Source organism: Pseudomonas sp. R11F (genome assembly GCF_050312575.1).
Lineage (GTDB): Bacteria > Pseudomonadota > Gammaproteobacteria > Pseudomonadales > Pseudomonadaceae > Aquipseudomonas > Aquipseudomonas palleroniana.
This window is the reverse complement of sequence record NZ_JBNPJU010000077.1, coordinates 21030-37573: the sequence shown is the minus strand read 5'-3', so window position 1 is coordinate 37573 and position 16544 is coordinate 21030. Positions and strand designations below refer to the sequence as shown.

The window sequence follows — 16544 nt, the reverse complement described above, 5'->3', positions numbered from 1 at the left end:
CTTATTGTTGTTATACCAGGGCTACTTGAAATCTTTGACGTTGTCGGCGGTGATCGGCTTGAACGGGATGACAATGTTCTGTTCGATCGTTTCGCCTTTGGCCATCTTGCGTGCCGCTTCCACCGCGCCGTCCCCTTGGCCTTTGGCGTCCTGGAACACCGACATGGCCAGGTCACCCTTGGCCACCGCGTTCAAACCGTCCTGCGTACCATCGACACCCGCGATCAATACGCTCCCCGGCTTGGTCCCCACCGATTTCAAGGCCATGGCGGCGCCAATCGCCATTTCATCGTTGTTGGAAATCACCGCGTTGAACGCACGGCCCTGGGTCAGCCAGTCGCTGACCAGCGTCATGCCTCTGTCGCGCAGCCAGGCACCGGTCTGTTCCTGCTCGATCTTGATACCCGGATACTTGGCCAGGACTTCCTTGACGCCCTTGGTGCGGTTGGTGGTGGAGTTGTTCGCCAGGTCGCCGAGCAGGATCACGATCGCGCCCTTGCCGCCCAATTTGTCGGCGATGTACTGCATCTGCATGCGGCCGGCCTCTTCATCATTCGACGTCACGGCCGCGACCCCTTTGGGCAGATCCTTCTGATCCGGCCGACGGTTGACGTAGACCAACGGGATGCCGGCTTCGGTTGCCTCCTTGCTGATTCTTGCCGTGGAGGCGGTATCGACCGGGTTGACGATAATGGCGTCGACTTTCTGGCTGATGAAGTTCTCGACCTGGCTCAGTTGCTTGACCACGTCGGCGCGGGCGTCTTCGAATTGCAGTTGCACACCATCGCCCTTGGGATAGGAACTGGCCTGCTTGAGCATGTACTCGCGCACAGTGGTCAGGTAGGCGTCATCGAACTGCGACATGCTTACGCCGATCTTGAGATCGGCGGCCGCAGCAAAGCCGCTGGTCAGCAGAATGGACAGGGCCAGCGCGGTAAAACGGATCGGGGTCTTCATGAACGGTCTGTCTCCACATTTTTGTTGGTTTTCTGGACGTTGCGTTGATCAGAGTTCGGCGGGCAGTCGGACCACCGGTGCGCCGGGAATGCAGCACACCAGCGCGCCCTGGTTTTCGACGCACAGCACATTCAGGAAAGAGAAGTAAAACGGACGGGGGCGGGGCAGACCGCGTGACGCAAAGGCGGGGCGTAAAACTCGCAGTACAGCGTTGAAGATTTTCATCTGACGGTACCTGGTTGTTTTTGATCTTGTTTTTGTTGAGTCGTGCGAATCGGGTTCGAACGTACTTTTTTGCAACCTGGAAAAGACTTTATTGGAAAATAATTTCTATATCAATATGTTTTGGAATTTTATTCCATTTTTGTTGAAACCACCTGCTGGCGCTCGGCGCTCAGGCGCGCGGCGTCCAATATACGGGTGGTTTCCAGCGCGTCACAGGCCTCCACCGGCAGCGGGCCCTGGCCTTGCACGGCGCGCTGCAACTGACGATAGAACTCGGTCCAGCAGCCTTTCTCCGACGGCACGCGCTCGCGCTCCGGCCCCTGCTCGAACCAACCCCAGCGCCGGTGCTCTTCAGCGCCCCAGTGCTCACCTTCGGTTTTCGGTGACTTGCCGGCCATCAAGGCTTCTTCCTGGCCGTCCAGCCCGTCCACGGTGTAACACCCTCCGGTGCCACTCACCCGAAAGCGCGGCGCCTGGCTGTTTTGCAGCGCACTGCCCCACAAATGGGAAATCACGCCATTGGCGTGGGTCAGGCTGACAAAAAACCCGTGGTCGAGGCCGGGGTAGTCGCGGCTGAACTGCAGCTGTGCAAACACCCGGTCCACCGGGCCGAACAGTTGCAGCGCCTGGTCCACCAAGTGGCTGCCCAGGTCCCGCAGCCAGCCGCCGCCGCTGGCATTGCCCACCGCTTGCGGGCTGTAGCGTTCGACCCGGGATTCAAACCGGGTGATCTCGCCCAGGGCACCGGCGTCGATGAGCTTGCGCAGGGTCAGGTAGTCCGAATCCCACCGCCGGTTCTGATAGACGCTTAACAGCGAGCCCTGGCGTTCGGCGGCGGTAATCAGCGCCTGGGCCTGCTCGGCATTGGCGGCGAAGGGTTTGTCGCTGACCACGGCGACACCGTGTTCGATGGCCTCCAGTACCAGCGCCGGGCGGCCCTTGAGCGTGGTCGAAATGACCAGCGCGTCGACACCCGCCTCGACGATCTGGCCGATGTTGTCAAACGCCTTCACCCCGGGATGGTCGCTGTTCAATTGCTGCCGACGTTCCGCTGAGCGTGTCACCACCCCGACAAAGGTGGCCCCTGGCAATGTGGCAATCAGCGGCGCATGGAAGAATCGCCCGCCGTGGCCGTAGCCGACTAGTCCAATTCGCATGCTTCAACTCCTTCTTGAACGGCCAACCCAATCCATATGTGGGAGGGGGCTTGCTCCCGATGGACTGCGTAGCAGGCTCATTTTTGAGGCCGCTGCGCGGCCTATCGGGAGCAAGCCCCCTCCCACAGGTTCGCTCAGCCGTAGAAGTGCGGGCGCTCAGGGAGACTGACTTTCACAATCTGCTCACTGCCCTGCGCCTCGATACAGGCGTCCGCCGCCACCGCCGCCGCAAACCCATCCCACGCGGAAGGCCCGCCCACCTGGCCTGCGCGCACGCCATCGATGAAGGCTTGCAGCTCCACGTCGTAGGCCGCGATAAACCGGTCTTTCCAATCCATCAGAATCGCATTCGACAGTTTCGCCTCACTGCGCAATTGCACCTGGGACGGCTCGGGCAGTTTGGCGATGCCGGTCTCCCCCACCACTTCGCACTGGATGTCATAGCCGTATTGGCAGTTCACGAACACTTCCACATCGATACGGGTGCCCTTGGCGGTTTCCAGCAGCACGATCTGCGGGTCGCGCAGGTGAGCCAACGCCTTGCTCGACTTGCGTGGGAACACCACTTGCACCGAGACGTAATCGTCGTTGAGCAACCAGCGCAGTACATCCAGCTCATGGATCAACGTGTCGGTGATCGCCATGTCGGTCTTGTAGTTCTCGCCGACCTTCGGGTTGCGGTGCGCGCAGTGCAACATCAAGGGCTCGCCGATCCGGCCGCTGTCGATCACGGCCTTGAGGGCGCGATAGCCTTCGTCATAAGGGCGCATGAAACCGACCTGCACCAGGCGCTTGCCGTACGCCACTTCGGCGTCGACGATCCTGCGGCAGCCCGCGGCCGTCACTGCCAGGGGTTTCTCGCAGAACACCGGCTTGCCGGCGGCGATGGCCGCCAGCACGAACTCTTCGTGGCTCGGCCCCCAGGACGTCACCAGCACCGCCTCGACCTGCGGTGAGGTGATCAGCGCATGACCGTCCGGGTACACCTCGGCGTCCAGCTTCAAGTCCGCCACCACCTGGGCGGCTTGCGCAAGGTTGATATCGGTGACTGCCACCACCTGGCTGTTGAGCAGGGTCTGGCTGCAACGCCGGATATGGTCCCGGCCGATGGCACCCGTACCGATCACTCCAAGCTTCAACGACATAGATTCATTCCTCTTGTTATTAGTACTGCCGGGCCTTGGCCAGCTGTTCATTGAGTTTTTTCGCCGCCGCATTCGTGCGCTCACTGGTGGAGACCTGCGCCACGCCCACCCGCCACCACGACAGGTAGCCATGCACCATGGTCTTGGGCAGTACCTTGATGTCGATCAGCGTCGAGACGGTCTGCGTACGCGCATCGGCCAAGGCCGCCTCCAGTTGCTCCAGCGTGCTGACCTTGTAAGTCTTGCAGCCATATGCCGCCGCACTCATGGCGAAATCCACCGGCACCAACCCACCATCGAGCTTGCCGCTCTCGGGGTTGCGAAAGCGAAATTCCGTGCCGAAGCTGTCCATGCCATTGCCAAGTTGCAGGTTGTTGATGCAGCCGAAGGCCATGTTGTCGAACAGCACCACGTTGATTTTGCGCCGCTCCTGAATTGAGGTGGCGAGCTCCGAATGCAGCATCATGTAGGAGCCATCGCCCACCAGTGCATAGACCTCCCGGCTTGGCTCAGCCAGCTTCGCGCCCAGGGCCGCATTGATCTCGTAGCCCATGCACGAATAGCCGTACTCGACGTGGTAAGTGTTGACGCCCTTGCTGCGCCAGGCACGCTGCAAGTCGCCGGGCAGGCTGCCGGCGGCGGCGACGATGATCGCGTCGTCGGCCAGGGTCCGGTTCAGCACGCCGAGCACGCGGCTCTGGGTCAGGCAGGAGCCGGTCAGCTCGATAAATTCACGCAGCACCGCACGGTCCAGGCGGTCATCGACCTCAGGCACGAAGTCGTCGCCCTGATATTCCACCTGGTGCACACGGTCTACCTCGGCGTCGAACAGTGCCTTGGCCTCTTGGATCTGCTCGCCCCAACCGGCGCGATAATGCCCCAGCGCATCGGCCAGCGCGTCAAGGGCAACTTGCGCATCCGCCAGCACTTGCACGCCATCGAGTTTCAACGCGTCGCAGGGGTTGATATTGAGGTTGAGGAACGTCACCTCGGCATGTTTGAACAGCGACTTTGACGAGGTGGTGAAGTCGGTATAACGGGTGCCGACGCCAATGATCAGGTCCGCTTGCGGCGCCAGCAGGTTGGCCGCCAGGCAACCGGTTTCCCCCAGGCCACCGACGTTCAGCGGATGGCTGGAGATCACGGCGCTCTTGCCGGCCTGGGTTTCGGCGAAGGGAATATCAAAACGTTCGGCAAAGGCTTGCAGCGCAGCATTCGCGCCGGAGTAACGCACCCCGCCACCGCAGATGATCAACGGCTTGCGCTTGCCCCGGAATGCCGCCACGGCATCCTCGATCATCGCCGTGGTGGCCGGGCGACGCTCGAGGCGATGCACGCGCTTTTGCAGGAAATAATCGGGATAGTCCCAGGCTTCGCCCTGCACGTCCTGGGGCAGTGCCAGGGTGACCGCGCCGGTTTCGGCCGGGTCGGTGAGCACGCGCATGGCGTGAATGGCCGCCGTCATCAATTGCTCGGGGCGGTTGATACGGTCCCAGTACTTGCTCACGGAACGGAAGGCGTCGTTGGTGCTGATGCTCAGATCATGGAACTGCTCGATCTGTTGCAACACCGGGTCGGGCTGGCGGCTGGCATACACATCGCCGGGCAACAGCAACAACGGGATGCGGTTGGCGGTGGCCGTCGCGGCGGCGGTCAGCATATTCGCCGCACCCGGGCCCACGGACGCCGTGCACGCGTAGATCTTGCGGCGCAGGTGCTGCTTGGCGAAACCGATGGCCGCGTGGGCCATGCCTTGCTCGTTGCGCCCCTGATGCACCACCAGATCGCCGCTGTCCTGCTCCAGGGCCTGGCCCAGGCCGAGCACATTGCCGTGGCCGAAAATCGTGAACACCCCGGCGACAAACTTGCTCTGCACGCCATCGACTTCGATGTATTGGTTATCCAGGAACTTCACCAGGGCCTGGGCCATGGTCAGTCGGGTTGTGGTCATGAAGCGCCCCTTAAAGGTCCAGCAGCCAGCTGTGCTGCGGGTCGTTATGGAAATGCCAGGCACGCTTGGGGCCGGCCATCACGTTCAGGTAATAGGACTCATAGCCATACGGTACGCTGACCGGGTGATAGCCCTTGGGCACCACCACCAGGTCACTGTTTTCCACGGCCATGGCCTGGTCGATACTGCGGTCATCGGTGTAGACGCGCTGGAACACGAAGCCCTGGGGCGGGTTGATCTGGTGGTAGTAGGTTTCTTCGAGAAAGCTCTGGCGCGGCAGGTCGTCGGTGTCATGCTTGTGCGGCGGGTAGCTCGACGAATGCCCGGACGGCGTGCGCACTTCCACCACCAGCAGCGAATGCGCCGGCTCGCTGTCGGGCAGGATGTCGCAGACATAGCGGGTGTTGGCGCCCTTGCCGCGCACGCTGCGCCTGCACTGTTCGGGGCGGATCAGGCGCGGTTCGAAACCCGGTGCACCGGGCGCGGCGCAAACGGCGATTTGCACATCGCTCAACGCCGTCACCTGGGCCTCGGTGCCGGGCGGCAGGTAGGCGGCGAACGGAGACTTCTCCTCGAACACCGACTGGCGATCACCGAGGTTCTGCCAGTTGAAGCCCTCGCCCTGGATATCGACCCGGCCACTGAGCAGCACCAGGCACAGCTCGTTATCCCCGGCGCTGACCGGCAGGGTTTCGCCCAGGCTCAGGCGGTAAGCGGAAAAACCCACGTACTCCAGGCGCCCGGCTTCCAGGGCCACCATGGTTTGTCCGCGTTTGCTGCTTTTGACCAGCAAGCTCATCACTCAAACCCTCTCGTCGAGAAGTGCACGCAAGGTGTCATAACCCTTTTTGGCGTAGATATAGCTGGGCGCCACGGCCGGGTCCTGCTCGGCCTCCACCACCAGCCAGCCCTGGTAGTTCGCGGCCAGCAGCACATCGAGCAATTCGGCAAAATCGATATCGCCGTCACCCGGCACCGTGAAGGTGCCGTTGACGATGCAATCGGGGAAGCTCCACATCTGGTTGCGCGCCAGTTGCACCACCGCTTTGCGCACGTCCTTGAAATGCACGTGGCAGATGCGGTCGATGTGTTTGCGCAGCACCTCGATGGGTTCGCCACCGCCCATGTAGCAATGGCCGGAGTCGAACAGCAGGCCGACTTCAGGGCCTGTGCGGCGCATCAGCTGGTCGATGTCTTCGGGAGACTCGACGTAGGCGCCCATATGGTGGTGGTAGGCCAGTCTCACCCCCTGGGACAGGGTGAAACGCGCCAGTTCAGTGAGTTTGTCGGCGTATGCCTGCCAGGCTTGCTCGCTGTGCAGCCGCGGGCGCTCGATCAGGCGCACACGCGAACCCTGGATGGAGTCGGCGACTTCGCCATACACCAGCACCTTGGCGCCGTTCTGTTTGAGCAGCTCGACATGGCCGGCGATGGCTTCGATTTCTTCGGCCACCGAACGCCGCGCCAGACGGCTGGAGTACCAGCCGGAGACCAACGCCAGGTCATAGGGGCGCAACACATCGCCGACGCCCTTGGCGTCCTTGGGAAATTTGCCGTTGAGTTCAAAACCTTCGTAGCCGATGTCCTTGCCTTCGCTGAGGGCGGTGCTCAAGGGAGTCTCACCGCCCAGGGCCGGCAGGTCGTCATTGCTCCAGGAGATCGGGTTGATGCCAATTCGGATTGCGGGCATGGCTGCACCTTTTTTATTTTTCAGGTATCGCTGAGATCTGCTTTTATGTGGGAGGGAGCAAGCCCCCTCCCACATTTGATTGCATTGCATATTTGGAATTGTGATCAGGTTCGGGAACTGCGCCAGGCGTTGATCAGCTGCTCGAACGTCGCCTGCACACGCTGGATCAGGGTCTCGTCATCGATCTCCCCCGCCATCCACGCCTGGCTCGGCTCCTGGAAGATCGTACGGCCCACGGCGAAACCACGGCAGGTGGTGCTGTGGCTGGCCTGCTGGAAGCCATCGGCCAGGCATTGCGCCGACGCGTTCAGGCCCAGCAGCACCACGCCACGGCAGTAAGGGTCGCGCTCTTGAATCAGTTCATCGAGCTTTTTCCAGTCCTCGGCCGACTGCGCCTCGATCTTCCACCACGCCGGGTAGATGCCCAGGTTGTACAGGCGCTTGAGGCTGCGATACAGCACCTCCGGGTAAGGGGATGGATGATCCTTGGGCGGGATGACCTCCAGCAGCAGTTCATGGCCGCTGACCAGCGAGGCCTCGTACAGCGCCTTGAGTTGCGCTTCCTGCTCCAGGCGCAGCAGCGGCTCGTCGTCCGGATGAAATTGCACCAGGCACTTGATGATTTGCTCCTGAGGCCAGGCGATCAAGTTGCTGCCGACCGAACGCCCATGCTCGAACGCCAGGGGTCGCGAGTTCTGTACTTCCACTGGGCGCGCGATCCACCAGCCGCGACCGCTGGCGGCGTTGAGCGCATCCTGGCCAAAACGCTGGTCGGCCAGCAGGCCCACATCGGCCTCGACGCCCTGCTCGCCAAGTTTTTTCTCCACCCGTTCGATGGCCTGGATAAACAGTTGCTTGATATCGCTGATGCGCGCCGGATCCTGCCCGCCCTTTTGCGCCAGGTCGACCAATTGCCAGCGATGGTCGAACGCAAACACGAACAACGGCTTCCAGACCTTGCGCGGCACCGTGACGCGATGCAGGCGTTGCAGGGTAACGTCCTGATCCGGCCGCGTGATGGGCACCGGGCTGTTGAACAGGTAATCCAGTTCGGCAGGCGTGGGCATCGCAGGGGCACAGGCATGGCGCGACACCACCAGGCCGCCGCAGGCATTGGCCAACTGGCTGCAACGCTCATCGCCCGCATCGTTTAGCCAACCGCTGAGGAAGCCCGACATAAACGCATCGCCGGCGCCCAGCACGTTGAGCACTTCCACGCGCACACCGGGGTAGATCGCACCGTCCTCGAGTCGCGCCGGGATGGCGCCGTGGATCACCGTGCAGCCCTGCGGGCCGAGCTTGACCACCAGGGTGGCCGGGGTCAGTTCGCGCACGTTGCGCAGGGCGCTCAGCAAGTCCTCACTGCCACCGGCGATCAGGAACTCTTCTTCGGTGCCCACGATCAGGTCAAAACGCGGCAGGATTTTCTGCACGTGCTGGCTGACATTCTGGTCGGCGACAAAACGGGTTTCACCGTCCGCCTTGCCGGCCAGGCCCCACAGCACCGGGCGGTAGTCAATGTCCAGCACGCGCTTGACGTTGTGCCTGGCGGCATAGTCCAGCGCCTGGATGCTGGCCTTGTACACACCATCGGTGGAGAAATGCGTACCGGTGATCAGCAGGGCTTTGCTGGAGGCAATAAAGGCTTCGCTGATGTCTTCGGCGCGCAGGGCCATGTCTGCGCAGTTTTCGCGGTAGAACACCAGGGGGAAGGTTTCCCGGTCCTTGAGGCCAAGCAGCACCAGGGCGGTGAGGCGTTCAGGATCGACTTTGATGCCGCTGACATCGCAGCCTTCACGGGCCAGGGATTCCACCAGGAAACGCCCCATATGGTCGTCCCCTACCCGGCTCAGCATCGCCGACTTGAGCCCCAGGCGTGCGGTGCCGAAAGCGATATTGGCGGAGGACCCGCCGAGGTACTTGGCGAAGCTGGATACGTCCTCAAGCCGCGCGCCCACTTGCTGTGCGTAGAGGTCGACGCCCAGGCGCCCGAGGCAAATCAGATCCAATTGACGCCCACTGGCAAAACGAGTCTGGCCCATGCTGGCTCCTGTTATTTTTATCAGCCTGCGTTGTACTGCCGTGGCGACAGCAAACGCTCTTGGTGGGAGCAGACTAGAACGTCCGGGGAGCGCAATCAATATTTATTCCATATTTATTTTTTGTGGAATATTTTTTCCAATATACTGACATAATGGCTCGCCATTCGCCGTGCATCGTTTCAGCACGCCGCGCGGGCCGTGATGCCGGGGTATTTTTTTGCGCCTACCCTGTAGACTTGCGCCACCCACCCGCGCAACAGACGAAAACGCCAGAAGGATTGCCCATGTCCCGCACCGATCCCGAGACTACCCTGGAAGCCACGCTCGCCAGCCCTCCGATCAATGCCGAGCGCCTGTTGCAACTGATCACCGATGAATACGAAAGCCTGCCGCGTCAGCTCAAGCGCATTGCCAGCTACATGAGCCAGCAGCGCGACCGGATCATGGTCGACCGCATCAGCGATATCGCCCGCGAATGCGAAGTGCACCCCTCCGCCATCGTGCGCTTTTCGCAACGATTCGGCTTCAGTGGGTTCAGTGAGATGCAGGCGCTGTTTCGCGAGGCGTATACCCACAAGACCACACCGGTACAGAACTACCAGCAGCGCATCCGCAGCATGATCGCCAACAAGTCGCAGAAAGCCAGCGGCGGCGACCTGGCACGTGAATGCGTCAACGCCACGCTGTCCGGCATCGAGCGCCTGGGGCTGGAACTCGATGACGCGGCGTTCGAGAAAGCCGTGGACCTGGTGGTCAATGCCGACAATATCTATGTGGTCGGCGTGCGCCGTTCCTTCGCCGTCGCCGATTACCTGGTCTACAACCTGCAGCACACCAACAAGCGCATTCACCTGATCTCAGGCTTGGGCGGCAGCTACCGCGAGCAGATGCGCAGCGTACGGGCCAACGACCTGGTGATCGCCATCAGCTTCACGCCCTACGGCAAAGAGACCCAGCACTGCCTGCGCATCGCCCAGCACCAGCAGGCCAAGACCCTGATCATCACTGACAGCAACCTCTCGCCCCTGGCCAAGCGGGCGAACACGGTGCTGTTGGTGAACGAAGGTTCCTCGTTCGCCTTCCGCTCGTTGAGCGCCACCTTGTGCCTGTGCCAGGCGCTGTTCATTGCAGTGGCGTATCGCCTGGAATTGAAGGTGGACGAGATTCATGAACAGGTCGGGTTCGAAGACTGAGCGACAGACACCGACTCACGTTGCGATCAGCAACTTTGTCAGCACCCGCCCGTGAAAACGGATCTGCGCCAGGGTCAGCGCGGTGTAGCCGATGATCACCGCCGGCGGCAGGCTGGCCTCTACGCAGAACTTGCCCAAGGGCTGCAGCGCCAACCCGACGGCAGTGGCCCGCTCACAAAAGTCCTGTTCTTCCACACCCGGCGGCAACCACAAGACAAAGTGCAACCCGGCCTGCTGGCCACTCACTGAGCAGCCGTCCGGCAAGCACGCGAGCAATGCGTCGCGCCGTGCCTGATAAGCCTGGCGCGAAGCGCGCAGGTGACGCACAAAGGCACCGCTGCCAAGCAACTCCACCAACCCCAGCTGATCCGTGGCGCCCACCGAATGCCCGGTCAGTTGCAGGGTGCGCAATAGCGCTGGGCGCAACGCCTTGGGCACCACCATGAACCCCACGCGCAAACCGGGAAACAGGTTCTTGTTGAAGCTGCCGCAGTAGAGCACCCGGTCGCCGCAATCCAGGGATTTGAGCGCCGCCAGGGGCGCGCTGTTGTAGTTGTACTCGCTGTCGTAGTCGTCTTCGATCACCCAGGCGTCGGCGCGGGCGGCCCAGTCCAGCAACGCCAGGCGCCGCGACACCGAGAGGGTCATGCCCAGCGGCGCCTGGTGCGCCGGGGTCACATAGGCCAGGCGTGCGGTGGAAGGCAGTTGCGCGCAATCCAGGCCCTCGGCCGTCACCGGCACGGCCTTGACCTGTGCACCCGCCAAGCCGAACAGGCGACGTGCGGGTGTGTAACCGGGGTCTTCAACGCAGGCCGTGTCACCGGGCTTGAGCAGCGTGCGGGCGATCAGGTCGAGGGCGTGGCGAATGCCGGTGGTGACGATTACTTCATCGGCCTCGCATTGCAGGCCGCGATAGCTGCGCAGGTAATCGGCGATCTGTTCTCGCAAGGCCGGCAGCCCGGCCAGGTGGGCGGCTTCCAGCACACCAGGGCCCACGCGGAGCAAGCCACGGGAGAGGCAACGCGCCCAGGTTTTCAAGTCGAACAGGCCGGCATCCGGGCGCCGTGCCACGAAAGGCACGTGGCTCTGCACCACCGCATCAGGCTGATCAGGCAACGCCGCACGGCGTGCGCTTGCGCTGGGCGCCGCAGCCGCAATGAACTGTTCGGGGATCACCGCACATACCCGCGTGCCCGAGCCGGCCACCCGCTGCACATAGCCTTCGCCCTGCAAGCGCTCATAGGCCGCCTCGAGGGTGCCGCGCGATACCAACCAGCGCTCAGCCAGACTGCGCGTAGACGGCAAGCGACTGCCCGCCGGCAGTTGCCGGTTCAGGATGGCGGTACGCAACGCATCGTAAGCGCCCTGCTGCTTGCCTGCGTCCAAGGCGGCGGGACGCGGCAGGTCCAAGGCGGATGCGGCTTTTCCTCGACTCATAAGTGGTCCATTCACTCCAGACATAAGTGGCCCAAAGGATTAAACCACAAAGCCAGTAGAGTTCGAGGCTCCACGAACGGTATCGAGGCTTTCCATGACACAACGCACCCTCTCCACGGGATTCTGGCTGGTGCTGCTGACCCTCCTGATCGCCTTGCCGCGCATCACCCTGGACCTGCACCTGCCAGCCCTGCCCGCCATGGCCGACTATTTCCACGCCCGCGACGCCCAATTGCAATTGACCCTCACGCTGTACACCCTGGGTTCGGCGATTTCCCTGCTGGTCAGCGGCCCGCTGACCGACCGCTTCGGTCGCCGACCGGTGCTGCTGAGCGGCCTGTTCCTGTATGTGGCGGCCACCGCCGCCTGCGCCGGGTCCGACAACCTCGGCGTGCTGATCATCGCCCGCTTGTTCCAGGCCCTGGGCGGATGCTGCACCACGGTGATCGGCCGGGTGATCGTGCGCGACTACTTCGACCGCCAGGAGCAGGCACGTCTGCTGGGCTTGATCTCCATGGCCATGGCCGTGTCGCCGATGGCCGCCCCCGTGCTGGGTAGCCTGCTGCTGCCGTTGATCGACTGGCGCGGGCTGTTCGTGCTGCTGGGGCTGATCGGGGCCGCGCTGTCTCTGGTGGTGTATCAGCGCTTGCCGGAAACCCGCCCGGCAGAGGTGGCTGCCGCGCCGCCGCGCAATCTGTTGCAGCTCTACGGCCAACTGCTGCGTGACCGCTATTTCCTGCGCTATTCGCTCGCCATCGGCTGCGTCTACAGCACCTACTTTCCGTTCATCAGTGAGTCGTCGGCCTTGCTGCAACGCGGCTTTCACTTGTCTGCCACGGCTTACGCGCTGGTGTTTGCCGCCACGATCAGCGGCTACATGCTCGGCGCGAACCTGTTTCGGCGGCTGGTACAACGTTTCGAACCCGACCGGTTGATCAGCGCCGCAATCGGCTTGAACATCGTCGGCAGTGCGACACTTGCCACCGCGACTTCTGTTTTGCCGGGAGAATGGTTGGCGATTGTGCTGCCGATGGTGGTGATCATGGTGTCGGTGGGCATGGCGATTCCAGCTTGCCAGCTGTCGGTGTTGCAGCCCTACGGCGCAGTGGCCGGGACGGCTTCGGGGCTGTTCTTCTTTATCCAGATGTTCCTGACGGCCGTGGGCAGCTGGCTCACCGGGTTGCTGTCGGATGGCACTTCAACCCCGCTGGTGATCATGACGTCAGCGGCGAGTGTGTTGCTGCTCAGCGGTTGGCTGACGCTGCGCAAAACAAAATGTGGGAGCGGACTTGCTCGCGAAAGCGGTGTGTCAGTCAGCTGATAATCGCTGAAAGACCGCCTTCGCGAGCAAGCACGCCCCCACAAGGGACCGAGCCAGGCTCAGGTTAGTGCATGAAGATCGCGATCAGGATGATGACCGGGATAGGCACGCCGAGAAACCACAAGAGTAATGAGCGCATGAGAGTGTTCTCCTTGAATTAACGAACGTAGGTTTCGGTTTCGACATACACCACGGCATCCCGACGGCGACCGCCGAACGTGGCGGCGAAGCTGGCGAAGAAGGCACCGATCAACAGCGTGATGAAGGTCCACAGCGACGTGTAGGCAGCGACTTTGGCAGCGGTGTCGGCGGCTTGCTTGGCTTTGAGCTTGGCGTCTTCGATGGCTTTGCGGGCATCGCCGTAGACCTTGTCGATACGCGCTTCGGCGTCAGCCTGGCTGAGGTTGGTGCGCTGGCTGATCAACTGGGCCAGGTAGGTCCGGTCTTCAGGAGCGAGCTGGCCGTCGTTGCTCAGGGTGCGGGTGAAGATACGTGCAACCACGCCATGGGCGGCATCATCGCTGACGGCGGCTGGGCGGTCATCGCGGAACAGGCTGTCGACGTAATAATCGAAGTCGCCACTGTTGGCGCCTTTGGCGGCACCGCCGGCTGCTTGAGTCAGGCCGCTGGCGGCACCCGAGGCAACCGCCGCACCGGCTTTGACACCGCCGCTGACGACGCTGCTGACCGAGCCGACCACCAGCACTGCGGTGATCAGCGTCGCGACGGCCCAGGCCAGGAAACCATGGGCGGTGTCGCGAAAGTACACCTCATCCGTGTGCATATTGGCCCACTTCACCCGCAACCGACCGGCGATGTAACCACCGAGCCCGGACGCGACGATCTGGGTGAAGGCCAGCCAGACGATGGTAGAAATGCCAAGCCCCTTGGCACTGATCCCGCTGTCGGCCCACGGCGAAACCGCCGAGAACCCCAGGCCGAAGCCCAACAGTACCAGAATCAGGGAAAGTGCAGCGGCAGCTGCGGCCCCGGCAAAGATAGCCCCCCAGGAAACCCCGGAGAGCGTGCTTGATTCTTGCAGCGTGGATGAGGATGTGATCATTGTTGTTTAGCTCCAGGCATGAAAAATAGTGTTACAAGTCCCAAAAAGGACAGTGCAGGCACCATGCCAGTCGCCGACAAAAATAAATCCTATATATTTCAAACAGTTAAATAACTTGAACTTCTCGAAATCATGCAACTTGCAAGAATGAGCCGTGAGAGGTGGGCGTTATGCACTTCCACCCAGCGAATGCTCGATTTGCCTAACATGAATATTTTTTTAGTAAGCCCGCTATCATTTCTTGGCAAAATGCCCCCACTTCTAGTGTGAACGCTCACCAGGTAATCCTATGACACGCATTTTGACCATCGAGGATGACGCCGTAACGGCCCGCGAGATCGTCGCCGAGCTGAGTAGCCATGGACTGGATGTCGATTGGGTAGACAACGGCCGCGAAGGCCTGGTCCGTGCCGTGAGCGGGGATTACGACCTGATCACCCTCGACCGCATGCTGCCGGAACTCGATGGCCTGGCCATCGTCACCACGCTGCGGACCATCGGGGTGTCGACGCCGATCCTGATGATCAGCGCCCTCTCCGACGTCGACGAGCGTGTACGCGGCCTGCGTGCCGGTGGCGATGATTACCTGACCAAACCGTTCGCCTCCGATGAAATGGCCGCCCGGGTCGAAGTGCTGCTGCGGCGCAAAAGCACGGTCAAGGAACTCGAAACCGCCCTGCGCGTGGCCGACCTGGAACTGAACCTGATCACCCGCGAAGCCAGCCGTGCCGAACAGCCGCTGAGCCTGTTGCCCACCGAATATAAACTGCTGGAATTCCTGATGCGCAACACCGGGCAGATCCTGTCGCGGATGATGATCTTCGAGGAAGTCTGGGGTTACCACTTCGATCCCGGCACCAACCTGATCGACGTGCACATCGGTCGCCTGCGCAAAAAAATCGATCCACCGGGCCTCACGCCGTTGATCCGCACGGTACGAGGTTCCGGGTATGTCATTGCTGAACCCCTCTAAGGGCTGGCGCTCCTCCAGCAGCCGCTTGCTGGCGCTGTACAGTTCGTTGTTCGTGGCGTGGAGCTGCATCCTCATGGGGGTGCTGTACTACGAGGTCTCGGGCTACCTGGGCGACTTGTCGCGTCACTCCCTGATGCAGCGTCAACACCTGTTCCAGCGCTTTGACGGCGAGGAACTGGTCGAGGCACTGACCACCAGCATGACCTTCGACATGAAGGGCGTGGACGCCTACGGCCTGTTCGATGAACAGTTCCGGCCATTGAGCGGGCCGATCCGTGCGGTGCCGCCCGACCTGCCCCTGGACGGCAAGATCCACGCCCTGGCCAATTGCGTCGACTCCAACGACCCCAAGCTGCCCAAGGACAGCTGCGACGCCGTCGCCACCCACACCGAAGACGGCCGCTGGTTGGTACTGGTGCGCGCCAACGGTTCATTGTTCGGTGTCACCCGGATCATCTGGCATGCCCTGTTGTGGGCCCTGTCCCTGACGATCATCCCCGGCGCGGCCGGTTGGCATCTATTGCGGCGCCAGCCGCTACGACGCATTCGCGGGATTCAGGCCAGCGCCGAGGCCATCGTCGCCGGCGACCTGACGCACCGCCTGCCGCTGTCCAATCGGCGTGACGAACTGGATATGCTGGCGGCCATCGTCAACGCCATGCTCGACCGCATCGAAAAACTGATGAATGAGGTCAAGGGCGTCTGCGACAACATTGCCCATGACCTGCGCACCCCGCTGACACGCTTGCGCGCCCAGCTCTACCGCATCAAGCAACAAGCCGAAGAAGACTCCGCCCACGCGGTGAAACTGGATGACGCCATCGCCGAGACCGACACCCTGATGGCGCGCTTTCGCGGGCTGCTGCGCATCTCCGAGCTGGAAGACCACCAGCGGCGCTCGGGTTTTCTGGTGATGGACCCGTTGCCGCTGCTGCGCGAACTGCATGATTTCTACCTGCCCCTGGCGGAAGAAGGCGAAGTGGAATTGGTGCTGCAGATCCCCGAATCCCTGCCGTGGATCACCGGCGACCGCGCGTTGCTGTTCGAAGCCTTGAGCAACCTGTTGAGCAACTCGATCAAGTTCACCCCCTCCGGGGGCAAAGTCATCCTGCGCGCCGCCACGGACATGGGCAGCACGCGGATCGAAGTACTCGACTCCGGCCCCGGCATTCCGGTGGCCGAACGCAAATCGGTGTTCCAACGCTTCTATCGGGTGGATGAAAGCGATCAGCAGGGCGGCTTCGGCTTGGGTCTCTCGATCGTCGCGGCGATCATCAACCTGCATGGCTTCAAGCTGGAGGTCGGCACCAGTGAACTGGGCGGCGCCCGGCTGGTGCTGGAATGCCGCCAGCAATTGATCCCCGAGTAACGCCGCCCAACGGGGCTGGGT

At 62.2% G+C, this 16544-nt stretch carries 14 protein-coding genes; 4 read left to right on the top strand and 10 right to left on the bottom strand.

Annotation, left to right across the window (positions count from 1 at the left end):
* Nucleotides 1-21: 21 nt before the first annotated feature.
* From ACQRBV_RS24475 to ACQRBV_RS24440, 8 genes are all read right to left on the bottom strand, one after another.
* Nucleotides 22-957, bottom strand: a complete 936-nt coding sequence (locus ACQRBV_RS24475) for a sugar ABC transporter substrate-binding protein (protein WP_411985558.1) — start codon at nucleotides 955-957, stop codon at nucleotides 22-24.
* Nucleotides 958-1005: 48 nt separating this feature from the next.
* Nucleotides 1006-1182 (bottom strand): hypothetical protein, encoded by a 177-nt coding sequence (locus ACQRBV_RS24470; protein WP_162843538.1) that lies wholly within the window; start codon nucleotides 1180-1182, stop codon nucleotides 1006-1008.
* Between the two features lie 128 nt (nucleotides 1183-1310).
* Entirely contained in the window at nucleotides 1311-2339 is a 1029-nt protein-coding gene (locus tag ACQRBV_RS24465; RefSeq protein ID WP_411985559.1) for a Gfo/Idh/MocA family protein, read from the bottom strand.
* 134 nt (nucleotides 2340-2473) lie between these two features.
* Nucleotides 2474-3484 carry a Gfo/Idh/MocA family protein gene (locus ACQRBV_RS24460; protein ID WP_244698532.1) on the bottom strand — a complete coding sequence of 337 codons (1011 nt, stop codon included), beginning with the start codon at nucleotides 3482-3484 and terminating at the stop codon, nucleotides 2474-2476.
* 19 nt (nucleotides 3485-3503) lie between these two features.
* Nucleotides 3504-5435, bottom strand: a complete 1932-nt coding sequence (iolD, locus tag ACQRBV_RS24455) for a 3D-(3,5/4)-trihydroxycyclohexane-1,2-dione acylhydrolase (decyclizing) (protein WP_411985560.1) — start codon at nucleotides 5433-5435, stop codon at nucleotides 3504-3506.
* 10 nt (nucleotides 5436-5445) lie between these two features.
* Nucleotides 5446-6234: a 5-deoxy-glucuronate isomerase gene (iolB, locus tag ACQRBV_RS24450; protein WP_060757175.1), complete on the bottom strand. Its 789-nt coding sequence runs from the start codon at nucleotides 6232-6234 to the stop codon at nucleotides 5446-5448.
* Nucleotides 6235-6237: 3 nt separating this feature from the next.
* Complete coding sequence (gene iolE, locus ACQRBV_RS24445) at nucleotides 6238-7125, bottom strand: myo-inosose-2 dehydratase (RefSeq protein ID WP_161549463.1); 888 nt, start codon at nucleotides 7123-7125, stop codon at nucleotides 6238-6240.
* Between the two features lie 104 nt (nucleotides 7126-7229).
* Nucleotides 7230-9167 carry a bifunctional 5-dehydro-2-deoxygluconokinase/5-dehydro-2-deoxyphosphogluconate aldolase gene (locus ACQRBV_RS24440; protein ID WP_205345241.1) on the bottom strand — a complete coding sequence of 646 codons (1938 nt, stop codon included), beginning with the start codon at nucleotides 9165-9167 and terminating at the stop codon, nucleotides 7230-7232.
* Nucleotides 9168-9451: 284 nt separating this feature from the next.
* On the opposite strand from ACQRBV_RS24440, the gene ACQRBV_RS24435 reads away from it, so the two are divergent.
* Complete coding sequence (locus tag ACQRBV_RS24435; RefSeq protein ID WP_060757178.1) at nucleotides 9452-10360, top strand: MurR/RpiR family transcriptional regulator; 909 nt, start codon at nucleotides 9452-9454, stop codon at nucleotides 10358-10360.
* A gap of 15 nt (nucleotides 10361-10375) precedes the next feature.
* Here the strand turns inward: ACQRBV_RS24435 and ACQRBV_RS24430 are convergent, their stop codons facing one another.
* Nucleotides 10376-11797 carry a PLP-dependent aminotransferase family protein gene (locus tag ACQRBV_RS24430; RefSeq protein WP_205345240.1) on the bottom strand — a complete coding sequence of 474 codons (1422 nt, stop codon included), beginning with the start codon at nucleotides 11795-11797 and terminating at the stop codon, nucleotides 10376-10378.
* Between the two features lie 94 nt (nucleotides 11798-11891).
* On the opposite strand from ACQRBV_RS24430, the gene ACQRBV_RS24425 reads away from it, so the two are divergent.
* Complete coding sequence (locus tag ACQRBV_RS24425; protein WP_411985561.1) at nucleotides 11892-13118, top strand: multidrug effflux MFS transporter; 1227 nt, start codon at nucleotides 11892-11894, stop codon at nucleotides 13116-13118.
* A 157-nt stretch (nucleotides 13119-13275) separates the two neighbouring features.
* Here the strand turns inward: ACQRBV_RS24425 and ACQRBV_RS24420 are convergent, their stop codons facing one another.
* Nucleotides 13276-14181: a hypothetical protein gene (locus ACQRBV_RS24420; RefSeq protein ID WP_060757181.1), complete on the bottom strand. Its 906-nt coding sequence runs from the start codon at nucleotides 14179-14181 to the stop codon at nucleotides 13276-13278.
* A 289-nt stretch (nucleotides 14182-14470) separates the two neighbouring features.
* Here ACQRBV_RS24420 and ACQRBV_RS24415 point away from each other — a divergent pair, with 289 nt between their 5' ends.
* Together ACQRBV_RS24415 and ACQRBV_RS24410 are read left to right on the top strand one after the other, a co-directional pair.
* Entirely contained in the window at nucleotides 14471-15154 is a 684-nt protein-coding gene (locus tag ACQRBV_RS24415) for a response regulator transcription factor (protein ID WP_060757182.1), read from the top strand.
* Nucleotides 15132-16523, top strand: a complete 1392-nt coding sequence (locus ACQRBV_RS24410) for a sensor histidine kinase (RefSeq protein WP_060757183.1) — start codon at nucleotides 15132-15134, stop codon at nucleotides 16521-16523. Before ACQRBV_RS24415 ends, ACQRBV_RS24410 begins: the two co-directional genes overlap by 23 nt.
* Nucleotides 16524-16544 lie beyond the last annotated feature (21 nt).